Annotated in this window: 11 protein-coding genes; 2 read left to right on the top strand and 9 right to left on the bottom strand. The window is 71.0% G+C overall.

The features are described 5' to 3' along the window. Nucleotides 1–38: 38 nt before the first annotated feature. The 8 genes from dapA to eccD all read right to left on the bottom strand — a co-directional run bounded on the left by dapA (nt 39) and on the right by eccD (nt 9,091). Nucleotides 39–938, bottom strand: a complete 900-nt coding sequence (gene dapA, locus BR98_RS19245; protein WP_035846329.1) for a 4-hydroxy-tetrahydrodipicolinate synthase — start codon at nt 936–938, stop codon at nt 39–41. Nucleotides 939–1,166: 228 nt separating this feature from the next. Continuing rightward, complete coding sequence (gene thyX, locus BR98_RS19240; protein WP_035846326.1) at nt 1,167–1,901, bottom strand: FAD-dependent thymidylate synthase; 735 nt, start codon at nt 1,899–1,901, stop codon at nt 1,167–1,169. Nucleotides 1,902–1,986: 85 nt separating this feature from the next. Continuing rightward, nucleotides 1,987–2,421, bottom strand: coding sequence for a tetratricopeptide repeat protein (locus BR98_RS19235; RefSeq protein WP_035846324.1), 435 nt, complete (start codon nt 2,419–2,421; stop codon nt 1,987–1,989). Continuing rightward, nucleotides 2,421–3,167, bottom strand: a complete 747-nt coding sequence (gene dapB / locus BR98_RS19230; protein WP_035846322.1) for a 4-hydroxy-tetrahydrodipicolinate reductase — start codon at nt 3,165–3,167, stop codon at nt 2,421–2,423. Before dapB ends, BR98_RS19235 begins: the two co-directional genes overlap by 1 nt. An 11-nt stretch (nt 3,168–3,178) precedes the next feature. After that, nucleotides 3,179–4,531, bottom strand: a complete 1,353-nt coding sequence (locus BR98_RS19225; RefSeq protein ID WP_035846320.1) for a M16 family metallopeptidase — start codon at nt 4,529–4,531, stop codon at nt 3,179–3,181. Nucleotides 4,532–4,645: 114 nt separating this feature from the next. Beyond that, on the bottom strand, nt 4,646–6,853 hold the full coding sequence (locus BR98_RS19220; RefSeq protein ID WP_035846318.1) for a polyribonucleotide nucleotidyltransferase: 2,208 nt from the start codon (nt 6,851–6,853) through the stop codon (nt 4,646–4,648). 408 nt (nt 6,854–7,261) lie between these two features. Then, nucleotides 7,262–7,552, bottom strand: a complete 291-nt coding sequence (rpsO, locus tag BR98_RS19215) for a 30S ribosomal protein S15 (RefSeq protein ID WP_033222116.1) — start codon at nt 7,550–7,552, stop codon at nt 7,262–7,264. An 81-nt stretch (nt 7,553–7,633) separates the two neighbouring features. Beyond that, nucleotides 7,634–9,091, bottom strand: a complete 1,458-nt coding sequence (gene eccD / locus BR98_RS19210; protein ID WP_035846316.1) for a type VII secretion integral membrane protein EccD — start codon at nt 9,089–9,091, stop codon at nt 7,634–7,636. Nucleotides 9,092–9,288: 197 nt separating this feature from the next. On the opposite strand from eccD, the gene BR98_RS19205 reads away from it, so the two are divergent. After that, the gene (locus BR98_RS19205) at nt 9,289–13,236 is read left to right on the top strand and encodes a type VII secretion protein EccC (RefSeq protein WP_035846312.1); all 3,948 of its coding nucleotides are present in this window, start codon (nt 9,289–9,291) and stop codon (nt 13,234–13,236) included. A 513-nt stretch (nt 13,237–13,749) separates the two neighbouring features. Further along, nucleotides 13,750–15,156 carry an APC family permease gene (locus BR98_RS19200; protein WP_035846308.1) on the top strand — a complete coding sequence of 469 codons (1,407 nt, stop codon included), beginning with the start codon at nt 13,750–13,752 and terminating at the stop codon, nt 15,154–15,156. A gap of 85 nt (nt 15,157–15,241) precedes the next feature. Here the strand turns inward: BR98_RS19200 and BR98_RS19195 are convergent, their stop codons facing one another. Then, a complete protein-coding gene (locus BR98_RS19195; RefSeq protein ID WP_051969931.1) occupies nt 15,242–16,528 on the bottom strand; it encodes a hypothetical protein in 1,287 nt (428 codons plus the stop codon). Nucleotides 16,529–16,547: the final 19 nt, after the last annotated feature.

The following is a 16,547-nucleotide window of genomic DNA, read 5'->3' as shown; positions in this document are numbered from 1 at the left end:
GGGACCCGGCGATCCGGGGCGCGCACGTCTCTGTCTGACTACAGGTGTACCCCGCCCGCGGCGAGATCCTCCTTCAGTCGGGCGATCTCCTCCGGCGTGGCGTCGACCAGCGGCAACCGGACCGGACCGGCCGGCTGGCCGCTGAGGCCGAGCGCGGCCTTGGTGAGGATCAGGCCCTGGGTACGGAACATACCGGTGTAGACCGGGAGCAGGCTCTGGTGGATGGCCGTGGCATCGGCGTTCCGGCCGGCGCCGTACGCCTCGACCAGCTCGCGCAGCCGGTCGGCGACCAGGTGGCCGACCACGCTGACCATACCGACGGCTCCGACCGAGAGCAGCGGCAGGTTGAGGATGTCGTCGCCGGAGTACCAGGCCAGGCCGGAGCGGGCGATCGCCCAGGAGGCGGCGCCGAGATCGCCCTTGGCGTCCTTGTTGGCGACGATCCGCGGGTGCTCGCCGAGCCGGACCAGCGTCTCGTGGCTGAGCGCGACGCCGCTGCGGCCGGGGATGTCGTAGAGCATCACCGGCAGCTCGGTGGCGTCGGCGATGGCGACGCTGTGCCGGTAGAGCCCCTCCTGCGGGGGCTTGCTGTAGTAGGGGGTGACGACCAGCAGGCCGTGCGCACCGGCGGCCTCGGCCTGGCGGGCCAGCTCGATGCTGTGCGCGGTGTCGTTGGTGCCGCAGCCCGCGACCACGTGCGCCCTGTCCCCCACCGCCTCGACGACGGCGCGCACCAGCTGCGCCTTCTCGGCGTCGCTGGTGGTCGGGGACTCGCCGGTGGTGCCGTTCAGCACCAGGCCGTCGTTGCCCAGGTCGACCAGGTGGGCGGCCAGGCGCTGGGCGCCATCGAGGTCGAGTCCGCCGTCGGCGGTGAACGGGGTCACCATCGCGGTCAGGACCCGGCCGAAGGGAGCTTGCGGTGTGGAGGTCGGAGCCATGGGTCCAAAAATACTCGTAGCTGTTGTGGAAGCCGGTGGTCCGGTCCACGCCTCGGACATCGGGCGGCCTGACAGGGAGCCAGGAACCGGACAAACCATAGGATTCCGGTGCTACCTGCTCGGGGGTTCAAGCAGCACCGGAATCCGTGTCCTGAGCCTAGGGAGCACCCGAATCCGTCGCAATCCAGACATGCCGGACCGATGCGCCCATATGCCTATCGCTCCAGGTCAGGGTGCGACCCGACCGTGCGCGTTGAACGCCGCATGGGTGAGCGGCATCAGGGTGGCCCACTGGGCCTCCATCTGCTCGGCCACCATCTCGATCTCGCGCTGCGGGAAGGAGGGCACGGTGGCCCGCTCGTCCTTGGTGCGAAGCGAGAGGAAGTGCATCAGCGAGCGGGCGTTGCAGGTGGCGTACATCGAGGAGAACAGGCCCACCGGGAGCACCGCGCGGGCCACCTCGCGGGCCACGCCGGCGGCCAGCATCTCCTGGTACTCGGCATAGGCCTGCCGGTACGCCCGCTCCATCGAGTCGGTCACCTGCTTGTACTGCTCGGCGGTCCCCTCGTGGAACTCGTACTTGCCGGGACGGCCGACCTGAACGAGCTTGCGCTCCTCGCCCGGGACGTAGAAGACCGGCTGCAGCTCGCGGTAGCGGCCGCTCTCCTCGTTGTAGGACCAGCCGGCCCGGTGCCGGTGGAACTCGCGGAACACGAAGATCGGCGCACTGACGAAGAAGGTCATCGAGTTGTGCTCGAAGGGCGTGCCGTGCCGGTCCCGCATCAGGAAGTTGATCAGCCCCTTGGACTTCTCCGGGTCCTGCTGGAGCGCCTCCAGGGACTGCTCGCCGGCGGTGGAGACCCGGGCGGCCCACAGCACGTCGGTGTCGGTGGCCGCGCTGCGGACCAGCTCCACCGTGACATCGCTGCGGAACGTGGGGGTGGCCCCCTGTGCGTCGGTCACGCGTTACTCCTCTTTCTGAACCATCCTCGCGGACAGCCTAGGGGGCTACCAGGACTCCGTTGGTAGTCACTGGCAGTACCTGGCTTCAACCGCGCAGCTTGATGGCGTGGTGCATGGTCTTGCGGGCGCGCGGCGTGTCGCCCGCGTCCGCGTAGGCGACGGCGAGGCGGAACCAGACCCGCCAGTCGCCCGGCTCGGCCTCGGCCTCGGCCTGACGCTTGGCGAAGACCTCGTCGGCCGAGGCCCGGTCGATCCGCCCGCCGGAGGTGCGGCGCAGTTCGTCCACCGGCAGGCCGCCCTCGGCCGCCAGCTCGCGCGACATCGCCTCGGTGGTACGGCCGAACCGGATGGTCTGGCGCAGGAACCAGACGCCGATGGCCGGGATGACGAAAGCGCAGACGCCGATGCCGATGCCGGCCGGCTTGCCGGTGGCGATCAGCTGGACGCCCTCCAGCACGCAGACCAGGGCGACGAAGAACAGCACCCCGGCCAGCACGAAGAACCCGCTGCGCGAGGTCATCACAGATCCAGGAAGTGTTCGAGGCCGACGGTGAGCCCCGGCGTCTGCACCACCTTGCGCACGCCGAGCAGGATGCCCGGCATGAAGCAGCTGTGGTGCAGCGAGTCGTGACGGATCGTCAGGGTCTCGCCGGTGTCGCCGAGGAGCACCTCCTGGTGGGCCAGCAGGCCGCGCAGGCGCACCGCGTGCACCGGCACCCCGTCCACGTCGGCGCCGCGGGCGCCGGGCAGGCCGTGCGTGGTGGCGTCCGACTGGCGGGGCAGGCCGGCCGCCTCGCGCGCCTTGGCGATCAGCTGGGCGGTGCGGGTGGCGGTGCCGGAGGGGGCGTCGGCCTTGCGGTCGTGGTGCAGCTCGACGACCTCGACGGACTCGAAGTACTTGGCGGCCTGCTGGGCGAACTGCATGGCGAGCACCGCGCCGATCGAGAAGTTCGGCGCGATCAGCACGCCGAGCTCGGGGCTCTGCGCGAGCCATCCCTCGACCTGGGCCAGCCGCTGCGCGTCCCAGCCGGTGGTGCCGGTGACCACGTGGATGTCGTTGTGCAGGCAGTAGTCGAGGTTGCCCATCACCGAGTCGGGGTGGGTCAGCTCGACGGCGACCTGGGCCCCGGCCGCGGTCAGCTCGGACAGCTCGGACTTGCGGCCGAGGGTGGCGACCAGCTCCAGGCCGTCGGCGGCCTCGACCGCCTTGACGGCCTCGGAGCCGATCCGTCCGGTGGCGCCGATGACGGCGACGCGCAGAGTCATGCGAGATCCTTTCAGGCCAGGTAGTCGGCGAGCTTGGCGGCGCGCTTGTCGGCGATCGGGCCGATCAGCGCCAGCGAGGGCCGGTGCGCCCCCAGCACATCACGGGCCACCGCGTGCACGTCGCCCAGGGTGACGCCGGCGATCTTCCCCAGCATCTCGTCCACCGAGAGGTGGTGGCCGTAGGCGAGCTCGGCCTTGCCGATCCGGTTCATCAGCGAGCCGGTGTCCTCCATGCCGAGCACGGTGGAGCCGGAGATCTGGCCGATCGCGCGGCTCAGCTCCTCCTCGGTGATGCCCTCGGCGACCACCTTGTCCAGCTCCTCGCGGCAGATCCGCAGCACCTCCTCGACCCGCTTGGGCTGGCAGCCGGCGTAGATGCCGAACAGGCCGCTGTCGGCGTAGGAGGAGGAGTAGGAGTAGACGGAGTAGGCGAGTCCGCGCTTCTCCCGGACCTCCTGGAAGAGCCGCGAGCTCATCCCGCCGCCGAGCGCCGAGTTGAGCACGCCCATCGCCCAGCGCCGCTCGTCGTGCCGGGGCAGGCCGGGCACGCCGAGCACCAGGTGGGCCTGCTCGGTGGGGCGGTTGAGCACCTCCAGCCGGCCGGCGCTGCGCAGCGTCCGCTCGCCCCGGCGGGCGGCGGCGGGCGCGGCTTCGGACTTGGCGAGCAGGCCGGCGAACGCGGCCTCGACCTGCTTGACCACGGCGCGGTGGTCCAGGTTGCCGGCGGCCGCGACGACCAGGTGCTCGGGCTTGTAGCGGCGCTTGAAGAAGCCGGCGATCTGGTCCCTGCTCAGGCCGTTGACGGTCTCCTGGGTGCCCAGGATCGGTCGGCCGAGCGGGGCGTCGCCGTAGATCACCTTGGCGAACAGGTCGTGCACCACGTCGCCCGGGTCGTCCTCGGCCATCGCCATCTCCTCGAGGATGACGCCGCGTTCGGCCTCCACGTCCTCGGGGCGGATCAGCGAGCCGGTGAGCATGTCGCAGACCACGTCGATGGCCACCGGCAGGTCGGTGTCGAGCACCCGCGCGTAGTAGCAGGTGTTCTCCTTGGCGGTGAAGGCGTTCATCTCGCCGCCGACCGCGTCCAGGGCGGCCGAGATCTCCAGGGCGGAGCGCTTGGCGGTGCCCTTGAAGAGCAGGTGCTCCAGGTAGTGCGTGGCGCCGTTGAGCACCGGGGTCTCGTCCCGGGAGCCGACGCCGACCCAGATCCCGAAGGTCGCCGAGCGGACCGTCGGCAGGGTTTCGGTGACGACCCGCAGGCCGCCCGGGAGCACGGTGCGGCGGACCGTACCCGCCCCGTCCACGCCCTTGAGCAGGGTGCGGGTGGTGCCGGGGCGCTGCTTCGCCGCCGAGGCCTGGGCCACGAATGTTCCTCTCGTGCGATGAAACGGTCGAGCTGGCACTGTCGAGCAGTGACAACGGGGTGCGGCCCGTACGCCGCGAGGGGCGTACGGGCCGCAGGGACTACTGGGGCTGCGTCACTCCGACGCGGCCTCGCCGCCCTCTTCGCCCTCGATGACCGGGATCAGCGAGAGCTTGCCGCGCGGGTCGATCTCGGCGATCTCGACCTGCACCTTGGCGCCGACGCCGAGCACGTCCTCGACGTTCTCCACGCGCTTGCCACCGGCGAGCTTGCGGATCTGCGAGATGTGCAGCAGGCCGTCCTTGCCCGGCATGAGCGACACGAACGCGCCGAACGTCGTGGTCTTCACCACGGTGCCCAGGTAGCGCTCGCCGACCTCCGGCATGGTCGGGTTGGCGATCTGGTTGATCGTCGTACGGGCAGCCTCCGCCGAGGGACCGTCGACCGCACCGATGTAGATGGTGCCGTCGTCCTCGATGGTGATGTCCGCGCCGGTGTCCTCCTGGATCTGGTTGATCATCTTGCCCTTCGGGCCGATGACCTCACCGATCTTGTCCACCGGGATCTTGATGGTGATGATGCGCGGTGCGTTCGGCGACATCTCGTCCGGAGTGTCGATCGCCTCGTTCATCACGTCGAGGATGTGCAGACGCGCGTCCTTGGCCTGCTTCAGCGCGGCGGCCAGCACCGAGGCCGGGATGCCGTTGAGCTTGGTGTCCAGCTGCAGCGCGGTGATGAAGTTGCGGGTACCGGCGACCTTGAAGTCCATGTCGCCGTACGCGTCCTCGGCGCCCAGGATGTCGGTCAGCGCGACGTAGTGCGTCTCGCCGTCGATCTCCTGCGAGATCAGGCCCATGGCGATACCGGCGACGGCGGCCTTCAGCGGCACACCGGCGTTCAGCAGCGACATGGTGGAGGCGCAGACCGAGCCCATCGAGGTGGAGCCGTTGGAGCCCAGCGCCTCGGAGACCTGGCGGATCGCGTAGGGGAACTCCTCGCGGGTCGGCAGCACGGGCAGGATCGCCCGCTCGGCCAGCGCGCCGTGGCCGATCTCGCGGCGCTTGGGCGAACCCACGCGGCCGGTCTCGCCGACCGAGTACGGCGGGAAGTTGTAGTTGTGCATGTAGCGGCGACGCGTCTCCGGGGAGAGCGTGTCGAGCTGCTGCTCCATCCGGAGCATGTTGAGGGTGGTGACGCCCAGGATCTGGGTCTCGCCGCGCTCGAACAGGGCCGAGCCGTGCACCCGCGGGATGGCCTCGACCTCGGCGGCCAGGGTGCGGATGTCCGTCACGCCACGGCCGTCGATGCGGACCTTGTCCTTGATGACGCGCTCGCGCACGATCTTCTTGGTCAGCGCGTTGTAGGCGGCGCTGATCTCCTTCTCGCGGCCCTCGAACTCCGGGAGCAGCTTCTCGGCGGCGACCGCCTTGACCCGGTCCAGCTCGTTCTGGCGCTCCTGCTTGCCGGCGATGGTCAGCGCCTTGGCCAGCTCGTCCTTGACGGCGGCGGTCAGCGCGGCCAGCACGTCGTCCTGGTAGTCCAGGAAGACCGGGAACTCGCCGGTCGGCTTGGCGGCCTGGGCGGCGAGCTTGGACTGCGCGGCGCAGAGCACCTTGATGAACGGCTTCGCGGCGTCCAGACCGGAGGCGACGACCTCCTCGGAGGGCGCCTCGGCGCCGCCCGCGACCAGCTTGATGGTCTTGTCGGTGGCCTCGGCCTCGACCATCATGATCGCGACATCGCCGTCCGGCAGCACCCGGCCGGCGACGACCATGTCGAACACGGCCTCCTCCAGCTCGGAGTGGGTCGGGAAGGCCACCCACTGGCCGCGGATCAGCGCGACGCGGACGCCGCCGATCGGGCCGGAGAACGGCAGACCCGCCAGCTGGGTGGAGGCGGAGGCGGCGTTGATCGCGACCACGTCGTACAGGTGGTCGGGGTTGAGCGCCATCACGGTGACGACGACCTGGACCTCGTTGCGCAGGCCCTTGACGAAGGACGGGCGCAGCGGGCGGTCGATCAGGCGGCAGGTCAGGATGGCGTCCTCGGAGGGGCGGCCCTCGCGACGGAAGAACGAGCCGGGGATCCGGCCCGCGGCGTACATCCGCTCCTCGACGTCCACCGTCAGCGGGAAGAAGTCGAAGTGCTCCTTCGGCTGCTTGGAGGCGCTGGTGGCCGACAGCACCATGGTGTCGTCGTCCAGGTAGGCCACGGCGGAGCCGGCGGCCTGACGGGCCAGTCGGCCGGTCTCGAAGCGGATGGTACGGGTGCCGAAGGAACCGTTGTCGATCACGGCCTCGGCGTAGAACACGTTCTCTTCCACCTGGAAGATCTCCTCTTTCGTACGTCTCCTGGAGAGCGCCCCCGCGCTTGCCTGCCGATGGCCCTGACCTGCCGGGCCGGTCTTCGATCGAAGCCCCCGGGCACTCCCGCTTCGGTCTGCGGGACTCCCGGCGGCCACTACCGAGGACCGGCGCCTCTCGGCGGTACGGCCTGGTCGGCGGCGGGCGTCTGGACGCTCTCCTGGATGCGGGCGGCTTCCGTTTGAAGCCTGCGGCCCGCTCTGGGGTTGTGGTGCCGTTGGGGTGGGGCGCGTCGCGCCCACCACCCGGCATGCCCACAACCCTACGGTGCGAATCTCGGCCACCTCGGGAGGCGAACCGGAAAAATCTGCGTCGGGTACGCGCGAGGGGCGGCTCCCCCGTGTGGGGAGCCGCCCCAGGCAGCGGTCTTAGCGGGCGCCGCCGGCGGCACCGCGACGGATGCCCAGACGGTCGACGAGCGCACGGAAGCGCTCGATGTCCTTCTTGGCCAGGTACTGCAGCAGGCGACGGCGCTGACCGACGAGGATCAGCAGGCCGCGACGGCTGTGGTGGTCGTGCTTGTGGAACTTGAGGTGCTCGGTCAGGTCCGAGATGCGGCGGGAGAGCATGGCCACCTGAACCTCGGGAGAGCCGGTGTCGCCCTCCTTCTGGCCGAACTCGGCGATGATCTGCTTCTTGACGTCGGCGGCGAGAGCCACGCTTACTCCTTCATGTCCTTGCCGAGTGATCCTGGTCTACGTCACAGGATCTGCGACTACTCGGCGAGCCAAGGGTATCAGTCAGCTGGTGGCGCCACGGACCTGGGCGTAGATGTCCAGCACCGCCAGCGCCAGCGGCACCAGCGACATCAGCAGCAGGCTGTCCACCAGGTCCAGGATCCGGCCCCAGAACGGCGAGACGCCGAGCCGCGGCACCACCAGGGCGATCGCGATCAGCAGGGCCGCGCCGATCGCGATCGAGCCGCCCAGCCAGATGGTGCGCAGGTCGACGGCGGTGGAGCTGGCGGCCTTGATGATGAACAGCGGGGTGTGCAGCGACAGCCCCAGGATCAGCAGTCCCAGGCCCAGCAGGCCGGCGATGGTCAGGCTGAAGACCTGGGCGGTGTAGCGGAACAGCCGGGCCCGCAGCATCGTCGAGATGCCCAGTGCCAGGGCCAGCACCTGCGGGAAGACCGCGTCGGTGAAGCCCAGCACGGTGCAGGCGCCGACGATCACCGCGGCCGAGCCGCCGACCAGGCCGACCAGCACCTCGTGGCCGCGCCGGGCCTGGTGGGCGATCCGCTCGTACTGCACGGCCTCGGCCCGGGTGGTCTCCTCGCCGGAGCGGCTGGACCGGGTGCGGGTCTGGCCGGGTGCGCTGAAGCCGACCGGCAGCCGGGCGAACCGGGCGGACAGGGCCGGCAGGAAGCCGACCGCGGCGACCGCCGCGACACCGGCGACGGCGGCGATGTGGTTGGCGGGCGTGCCGGGCAGCAGGACGGCGGCGAAGGTGGCCAGGGTGCCGGCGGCGGACAGGAAGGCGGCGGCCACGAAGACCGAGTCCTTCTCCGGCAGCAGGGCGACCAGCAGCACCGAGACCACCAGCATGGTCACGCAGCCGACCAGGAACTGCAGTCGGCCGGGACCGTCGCCCAGGTGGCGGACCGCGATCACGCCGGTGCCGGCGATCAGCGCGTGCGGCAGTGCGCCGATGCCCAGGGCCAGCGCGGCGGCGTGGTCCTGGTAGACCCGGGCGCGCACCCCGGCGAAGGCGACCAGCACCACGGCGGTGACGCCGGACAGCACGCCGGGCAGGCCGTGCATGTCGTGGCGCAGGTCGGCGAACCAGAGCGCGAAGCCGAGCAGCACGATCAGCAGGCCGGCGCCGATCAGGCCGAAGGCCCGCATCAGGTCCGGGCTCCAGAACCGGCGGTCGGCCTCGACGGCGCTGGCGATCGCGTCGGCCACGTCGTCGTAGACGGCCGGGGGCAGCGACTCGGCGAACGGGCGCAGGCTCAGCAGGTCGCCGTCGCGCACCTGCTGGTCGGCCAGCGGCAGGCCGCTGTCCAGCACGGTGCCGTCGCGGCGCACCAGGTGGAAGCCGGTGGGGGCGCCGTCGGCCTGCGTCTGGCCGGAGAGCCTGAGCACCTCGGGGTAGACGTCCGCGAGCGGGACGTCCTCCGGCAGCGCCACGTCGATCCGGCTGTCCGTTGCCACGACGGTGACGCGGCAGAATCCGGTCGCTGCGTTCGAACTCACCCGTTCTCCCCCTTGTTGCTTCCACTGACCCTGAGTTGGCGCTGCGTCACCCTACCGCCCCGGCGGCGCCCGACTCGGGGGCGGGTGCTGCGAGCCGCGAGTCGGGGCTGGGTAGGATCAGCCCCCTGCGCGGGCGGGGGCATGGCAGTCACAGGGGAGCCCCCTCCAAGACCCGTCGAGTCGCGTGAGGGCGGTAGATGAGTGTCGTAACGGTCAAGCGGCCTGCCCGGGCCTATCCCCCGGTGGTGCCGGACGAGCCGGTGGAGCTGGTCTCCCCGCCCGAACTGGCCCGTGGCGGCGGCGACGACTGGATGATGAGCCTGCTGCCGCTGCTCGGAATGGGCGGCTCGGCGGCGTTCTTCTTCATGCCCGGATCGGCGCCGATGATGAAGATCATGGGCGTGCTGATGGTGGCCTCCACCGCCGGCATGGGTGTGGCCCAGTTGGTCCGGGCCCGCAAGGGCGGCGGCGCCGGACTGGCCGACGAGCGGCGTGACTACCTCAAGTACCTGCAGCAGATGCGCCGTCAGGTCCGCCGGACCGCCGAGCGCCAGCGCGGTGCGCAGCTGTACCTGCACCCGGAGCCGGACCAGCTCTGGTCGATCGTGGCCGAGGGCCGTCGGCTCTGGGAACGGCGCCCGAGCGACCCGGACTTCGCGCAGATCCGGCTCGGTCGTGGCCCGCAGCAGCTGAACACCCCGCTGGTGGCTCCGCAGACCGCGCCGATGGACGAGCTGGAGCCGCTGGCGGCGGACGCCATGCGCACCTTCCTGCAGGCCCACGGCACCCTCCAGGACCTGCCGCTGGCGGTCTCGCTGCGCGCCTTCTACCACATCACGGTGTGCGGCGACCCGGACACCGTGTACGGCAATGTCCGGGCGATGATCGCCCAGTTGACCACCCTGCACTCGCCGGACGACCTGCTGCTCGGCGTGGCCGCCGCGCCGGGTGCGCTGGACGAGTGGGAGTGGGTGAAGTGGCTGCCGCACACCCAGCACCGCAAGGAGAACGACGGTGCCGGGTCCCGGCGGCTGATCGCGGCGGGCCTGGGCGAGCTGGAGCAGCTGCTGGCCGACGAGCTGTCGGGCCGTCAGCGGTTCGTCCGCGACGCCCAGCCGATGCCGGAGCAGCCGCACCTGGTGGTGGTGCTGGACGGTGCCTCGATCCCGCACGACTCGGTGCTGGCCGGCGCCGACGGCGTGCACGGGGTGACCGTGATCGAGGTGGTCCCGGGCGAGTTGGACGAGCCGACCGGGCACCTACTGGTCACCGTCTCGCCGAAGGAGCTGCTGCTGCAGTCGGCTTCCGGCGCCTCCTACACCGGCACGCCCGACACCCTGTCGGCCTGGCAGTCCGAGGCGCTGGCCCGCCAGCTCGCCCCGTACCGGATCTCGGCCGGTGGCGACGACGAACCGCTGCTCTCCAACCTGGACTTCACCGACCTGATGGGTGTCGGCGACGCCGGCTCGGTGGACGTCTCGCGCACCTGGCGCCCGCGCGCCCAGCACGAGAAGCTGCGGGTGCCGATCGGGGTGGGCGCCAACGGCGAGCTGGTCCACCTGGACATCAAGGAGGCCGCGCTGGAGGGCATGGGCCCGCACGGCCTGTGCGTCGGCGCGACCGGTTCCGGCAAGTCGGAGCTGCTGCGCACCCTGGTGCTGGGTCTGGCGATGACCCACTCCTCGGAGACCCTCAACTTCGTGCTCGCCGACTTCAAGGGTGGTGCGACCTTCGCGGGGATGGCGGACATGCCGCACACCTCCGCGGTGATCACCAACCTGGAGGGCGAGCTCACCCTGGTCGACCGCATGCGCGACGCGATCGAGGGCGAGCTGAACCGCCGTCAGGAGCTGCTGCGTTCGGCCGGCAACTACGCCAACCTCAACGAGTACGAGCGGGCCCGGGCGGCCGGCGCGGCGCTGGATCCGCTGCCCTCGCTGGTGCTGATCATCGACGAGTTCTCCGAACTGCTCACCGCCAAGCCGGACTTCATCGACATGTTCATCCAGATCGGCCGGATCGGCCGTTCGCTGGGTGTGCACCTGCTGCTGGCCTCGCAGCGCCTGGAGGAGGGCAAGCTGCGCGGCCTGGACACCTTCCTCTCCTACCGGATCGGTCTGCGCACCTTCTCGGCCGCCGAGTCGCGGGCCGCGATCGGTGTCCCGGACGCCTACCACCTGCCGCCGGTCCCCGGTGTCGGGTACCTGAAGTTCGGCACCGACGTGATGGACCGGTTCAAGGCGGCCTACGTCTCCGGTCCGTACCGGGCGCCGGGCCAGCAGCGCTCCAGCGGCCGGGTCTCCGGCGCCCGCCCGGTGCTCTTCACCGCGGCCGAGGTGCCGGTGCTGGAGCCGGTGGTGCAGGAGGTGGAGCCGGAGCCGGAGCAGCTGGACGACGCGCTGGTGGACACCGTGCTGGACGTGATCGTGCACCGGATGGTCGGCCAGGGCCCGGCGGCGCACCAGGTCTGGCTGCCGCCGCTGGAGGAGGCGCCCAGCATGGACCAGCTGGTCCCGCCGCTGGTGGCCACCCCCGAGCGCGGGCTGACCTCGCCGGAGTTCGGGGCGCTGGGCCGACTGGTGGTGCCGGTCGGCATCGTGGACCGGCCGCGCGACCAGCGCCGCGACGTGCTCTACCAGGACTTCTCGGGTGCGGCCGGCCACGGTCTGGTGGTCGGTGGTCCGCGCTCCGGCAAGTCGACGATGATCCGCACCATGGTGGCGGGCTTCGCGCTCACCCACACCCCGGTGGAGGCCCAGTTCTACCTGCTGGACTTCGGCGGTGGCGGTTTCCAGTCGCTGCAGGAGCTGCCGCACGTCGGCGGGTTCGCGGGTCGCCTCGACTCGGACAAGGTGCGCCGCATGGTCAGTGAGGTGCACGGGGTGCTGAACCGGCGCGAGGAGCTGTTCCGCTCCGCCGGGATCGACTCGATCGGCACCTACCGCACCCGCCGGGCCGCCGGGCAGCTGCCGGACGAGCAGTTCGGCGACGTCTTCCTGGTGGTCGACGGCTGGCTGACCTTCCGCCAGGAGTTCGAGATCCTGGAGCCGGTGGTGAACGACATCGCGCAGCGCGGTCTCGGCTACGGCGTCCACCTGGTGCTGACCGCCTCCCGGTACGCCGAGGTCCGCCCGGCGCTGAAGGACCTGCTGCAGAACCGCACCGAGCTGCGACTGGGCGATCCGATGGAGTCCGAGGTCGACCGGAAGATCGCGCAGAACGTGCCGGCCGGTGCGCCCGGTCGCGGTCTGACCGCCGGCAAGCTGCACTTCCTGGGCGGTCTGCCCCGGCTGGACGGCTCCTCCACAACCGAGGACCTGGTCACCGGTGTGGCCGGGCTGGTCGAGGCGGTCAACTCCGCCTGGACCGGGCCGCGGGCCCCGCAGGTGCGGATGCTGCCGAGCGTGCTGGACGGCAACGCGCTGCCCAAGGGCTTCGAGCACCCCGAGCGCGGTGTCGCCTTCGGTGTGGACGAGGTCGAGATGGCGCCGGTCTTCGTCAACTTCGAGACCGACCCGCTCTTCATCGTCTTCGGTGAGAGCGAGTCGGGTAAGTCGGCGCTGCTGCGGATGCTGATCAAGCAGATCACCGAGCGGTACACCCCGGACCAGGCCGGCATCGTGGTCGGCGACTACCGGCGCGCGCTGCTGGGCACGGTGCCGCCGGAGTACCTGGTGGAGTACGCTGCCGCGCAGCCCGCGATGACCGCGATCGTGGACATGCTGCGCGGGGCCTGCGCCCGCCGGCTGCCCGGTCCGGACGTGACGGCCGAGCAGCTGCGCAACCGCAGTTGGTACAGCGGCAAGGACATGTTCGTGATCGTGGACGACTACGAGCTGGTCGCCACCGCCTCCGGCAACCCGATGTCGCCGCTGGCCGAGTTCCTGCCGTTCGCCCGGGACATCGGCCTGCGGGTGATCATCGCCCGCAGCGCGGGTGGCGCCGGCCGCTCGCTCTTCGAGCCGGTGATGCAGCGGATGCGCGAGCTGGGCGGGCAGGGCGTGCTGCTCTCCGGCACCAAGGACGAAGGGGTGCTGCTGGGCACGGTCAAGCCGCAGCCGCTGCCGCCGGGCCGGGGTGTCTTCGTCTCGCGGCGGATCACCGGCGGGCAGATGGTCCAGACCGGCTGGCTGCCGCAGCAGTAGCCGAGAGTGACCACGAGGGGCCGGGTGCGCGCGTCGCACCCGGCCCCTTCGTCGTCCGCGGGGTGCACCGGTGTCCAATGGCCGGAATGTTATCGAGCAGTTTTCCGCTGCGGGCTGCGGATGTCGTCGCGCGGCCGGTGCGACGGGCGGGGTTCCCTGGCCCTTCCGACGCGCCTGGGCCACTGCATACGGTTGCCCTGGGAAACCTTCGATCCTATGGCCAGGCGACCGAATTCACCTTTGATTCACACTCCGTTGGCCAAAGTCGGCAAGTCGGACATCAATCCTCGTGACCCAAAGTGATCATCGGATCGGATGACTATGCGGGCTACCGCAACGGATTCCGAAGGTCAACCGACATTGACGCAAGCAATACGCCCCCGCACCATTGGCCACTCGGGAGCGACAGCAGCAGAACCCCCAGCCGACCCCCTCCGGAGGCGATACCGCTCCCCACCCCCAGCACCGCACAGACCGCGCACAGCCGCGCTGAGCCGATCGGACCCTCCCCCCATGACCGACACGCTTCGCCCGCCCGCCACCGCCCCCACGGTGACGGTCAGTGCCACCGAAGCCCCGCGCAAGCTCAACCGTTCGCTCGGCATCGTGGGCGGAACGCTGCTCACGCTCTCCTGCGTCACCCCGGCCTCCTCGCTCTTCGTGCTGGTACCGACGCTCTTCAACACGCTCGGCAGCGCGACGGCACTGACCATCGGGATCGGCTCGATCATCTGCGTCGCGGTGGCCTTCGCCTACTCGGAGCTCGGCACCCTGATCCCCAGTGCCGGCGGCGAGTACGCCATGGTCGGCACGCTGGCCGGACGGTTCGCCGGCTGGCTGGTCTTCATCCAGTCACTGCTGGTGGTGATGATCGTCCCGGCGGTCATCGCGATCGGCACTGCGGCCTACCTGGCCCCGATCGTGCACGTCAGCGGCCCGGTGGCCGGCGCCGCGGTGATGCTCGCGGCGACCGTGGCCGGCCTGCTGGACCTGCGCGCCAACGCCTGGATCACCGGCATCTTCCTGGTGCTGGAGGTGATCGCGGCCGGCGTCGTCTCGGTGCTGGGCTTCGCGCACAGCCAGCGCGGCCTGGGCAGCCTCCTGCACGGCGCGACGGCCGACGCCACCGGCGCGACCAGCCCGGTCGGCCTGACCGCCATGCTCGGCGCGATGGGTGTCGCGCTCTTCGTCACCCAGGGCTTCTCCACCGCGATCTACCTCTCCGAGGAGCTGGAGAACCCGCGCCGCAACGTGGCCCGCACGGTGCTCTGGACGCTGGGCCTGTCCTGCGTGGTCATCCTGGTCCCGGTGATCGCGATCACCCTGGGCGCCCCGGACCTGGCCACCCTGACCGGCGGCGACATCTCCTCGATGGTGGCCGGCTGGAGCGACTCCGCGCTCGGCACCTTCATCAGCCTGTGCATCGCGCTGGCGATCATCAACGCCGGCATCGTGATGGTCATCCAGAACTCCCGGGTGCTCTTCTCCTCCGGCCGTGACAAGGCCTGGCCCGAGCCGGTCAACAAGGCCTTCGGCACTCTGAACCGGTTCAACGCCCCCTGGGTGTCCACCCTGGCCGTGGGAGTGCCCGGCGCGGCGCTCTGCTTCGCCAAGCTCGACCTGCTGATGAACATCACCGGCGTCTCGGTCGCCGCGCTCTACCTGCTGGTCGCCGTGGCCGCGCTGTTCTCCCGCCGCGGCGCCCACAAGGACGCCCCCGCCTGGCGCCAGCCGCTGTGGCCGGTACTGCCCGCGCTGCTGGCGGGCGTGCTGATCTACACGATGACCCAGCTGGACATCACCGCGCTGATCTGGACCGGCGTCATCACCGCGGTCGCCTCCCTCTACTGGGTCTTCTACCTGCGCCCGCGCCAGGACACCCGCTGGGTGATCACCCTGCCGGAGGACGAGCAGGTCTGACCGACCCGCCGCTGATCCACGCGAACGGCCCGGACGCCCCGCTGGGGGGTGACCGGGCCGTTCGCGTGCCACGCGGGGGACCCGGCTAGCCGTGCAACTTCCAGCGCGGACTGGTGGCGATCGTCGTGAGCTGCTCCACGGTGAGCGCGGGCTTGCTGCGGGTGGCGTCGTTCGCGATCTCCGAACTGTTCAGCGCCGACACCACGACCCGGATGCCGTCCTTGCGCAGCACCTCCACCTGCCACATCAGGCTGCCCCGCCCGCGCTCGCCACCCGGGTCGGCATCGGTGTCGACCGCCACCTTGCTGCCGTCGGGCAGCACCTGGGCGTGACCGAAGATCTTCAGCACCATCTCGCTGTCGGCGGCCACCATCGCGCTCCAGTCCTGCACGTTCACCTGGACCAGGCTCGCCCCCTTGCCGTCGTCGACGATCAGCCTCGTGTAGCCGGCGTCGGCGGGGTTCGAGTCCCCGCCGCTGCCGGAGGTCGTCAGGCCGGCCGGGAGCAGCTGTTCCAAGGTCGTCCGCAGCTCCTTGCCGTCGACCCTCGGCGGGGCGGCCGGGTGCGTCGGATAGGGCGCGGCGCCGGCCCGGACCGGGGCCCAGGCCTGCTGGTTGGTGACGATCGCGCCGAGCTGGGCCAGGCTCAGCGGGGGGTCGGGCCGGGAGGCCTCGGTCGGCTGCTCGGCGGGCGCGTTCCACTCGTTCGCCATGATCAGCCAGCCGGCGGGATCCAGCAGGGTGGCCTGCCAGAGCTTGGTGGTGCGCTTGCCGGGGTCGAGGTATCCCTGCAGCAGAGTCAGGGTGGAACCATCGGGCGTCGTCTCACTCGTGCATCCCTCGACCGGTTCGGACTGCGGGTCCGGACAGCGGGTCATGTTGAGCACGGACGTCGGGATCACCCGGCCGAGCTGGACCCGGAACCGCGCCTTGCCGTGACCGTCGTCGAAGTCCATGGTCGCGCTCGCCGCGTCGCGCGGCGCGCTGCCGGCTTCGGCGGTGCCCTCGCCCACCTCCAGGCTGGTCCGACCGGGCGGCAGCAGTGACTTGACGATCGCCAGCATCTGTTCCTTGGTCGTCCCGGGCGCCGCGTCAGGGCTCTGCGAGCCGCTGGGGTCGGGCATGCTCGGCGAGGCGGCCGTCACCGTCTCGGTGTGACGGCTGGGGCTGCCCGGGGTGCCGACCAGCACCCCCACCACCCCGACCGCCGCCAGCGCGGTGACGCCGCCGGTCAGCGCCACGGCGCGGCGGCGGCGCAGCGAACGGCCCCGGGTCAGTCCACCGGTCACCAGCGGGTCGGTCTCGGTGGCGAACTGCCGGCCGGCACTCCCGAGGGCATCGATCAGGTCATGGAAGTCGTCGTCTGCGGGCACGAGTGATCACCGTCTCTCG

The organism is Kitasatospora azatica KCTC 9699 (assembly GCF_000744785.1).
GTDB lineage: Bacteria > Actinomycetota > Actinomycetes > Streptomycetales > Streptomycetaceae > Kitasatospora > Kitasatospora azatica.
This window is presented reverse-complemented; position numbering and strand designations above follow the sequence as displayed.

Excerpts from the sequence above, each read along its gene's own strand:
- dapB (WP_035846322.1), bottom strand. The coding sequence starts at position 3,167 with ATGACTCTGCGCGTCGCCGTCATCGGCGCCACCGGACGGATCGGCTCC.
- BR98_RS19200 (WP_035846308.1), top strand. The coding sequence starts at position 13,750 with ATGACCGACACGCTTCGCCCGCCCGCCACCGCCCCCACGGTGACGGTC.
- BR98_RS19235 (WP_035846324.1), bottom strand. The coding sequence starts at position 2,421 with ATGACCTCGCGCAGCGGGTTCTTCGTGCTGGCCGGGGTGCTGTTCTTC.
- BR98_RS19205 (WP_035846312.1), top strand. The coding sequence starts at position 9,289 with ATGAGTGTCGTAACGGTCAAGCGGCCTGCCCGGGCCTATCCCCCGGTG.
- dapA (WP_035846329.1), bottom strand. The coding sequence starts at position 938 with ATGGCTCCGACCTCCACACCGCAAGCTCCCTTCGGCCGGGTCCTGACC.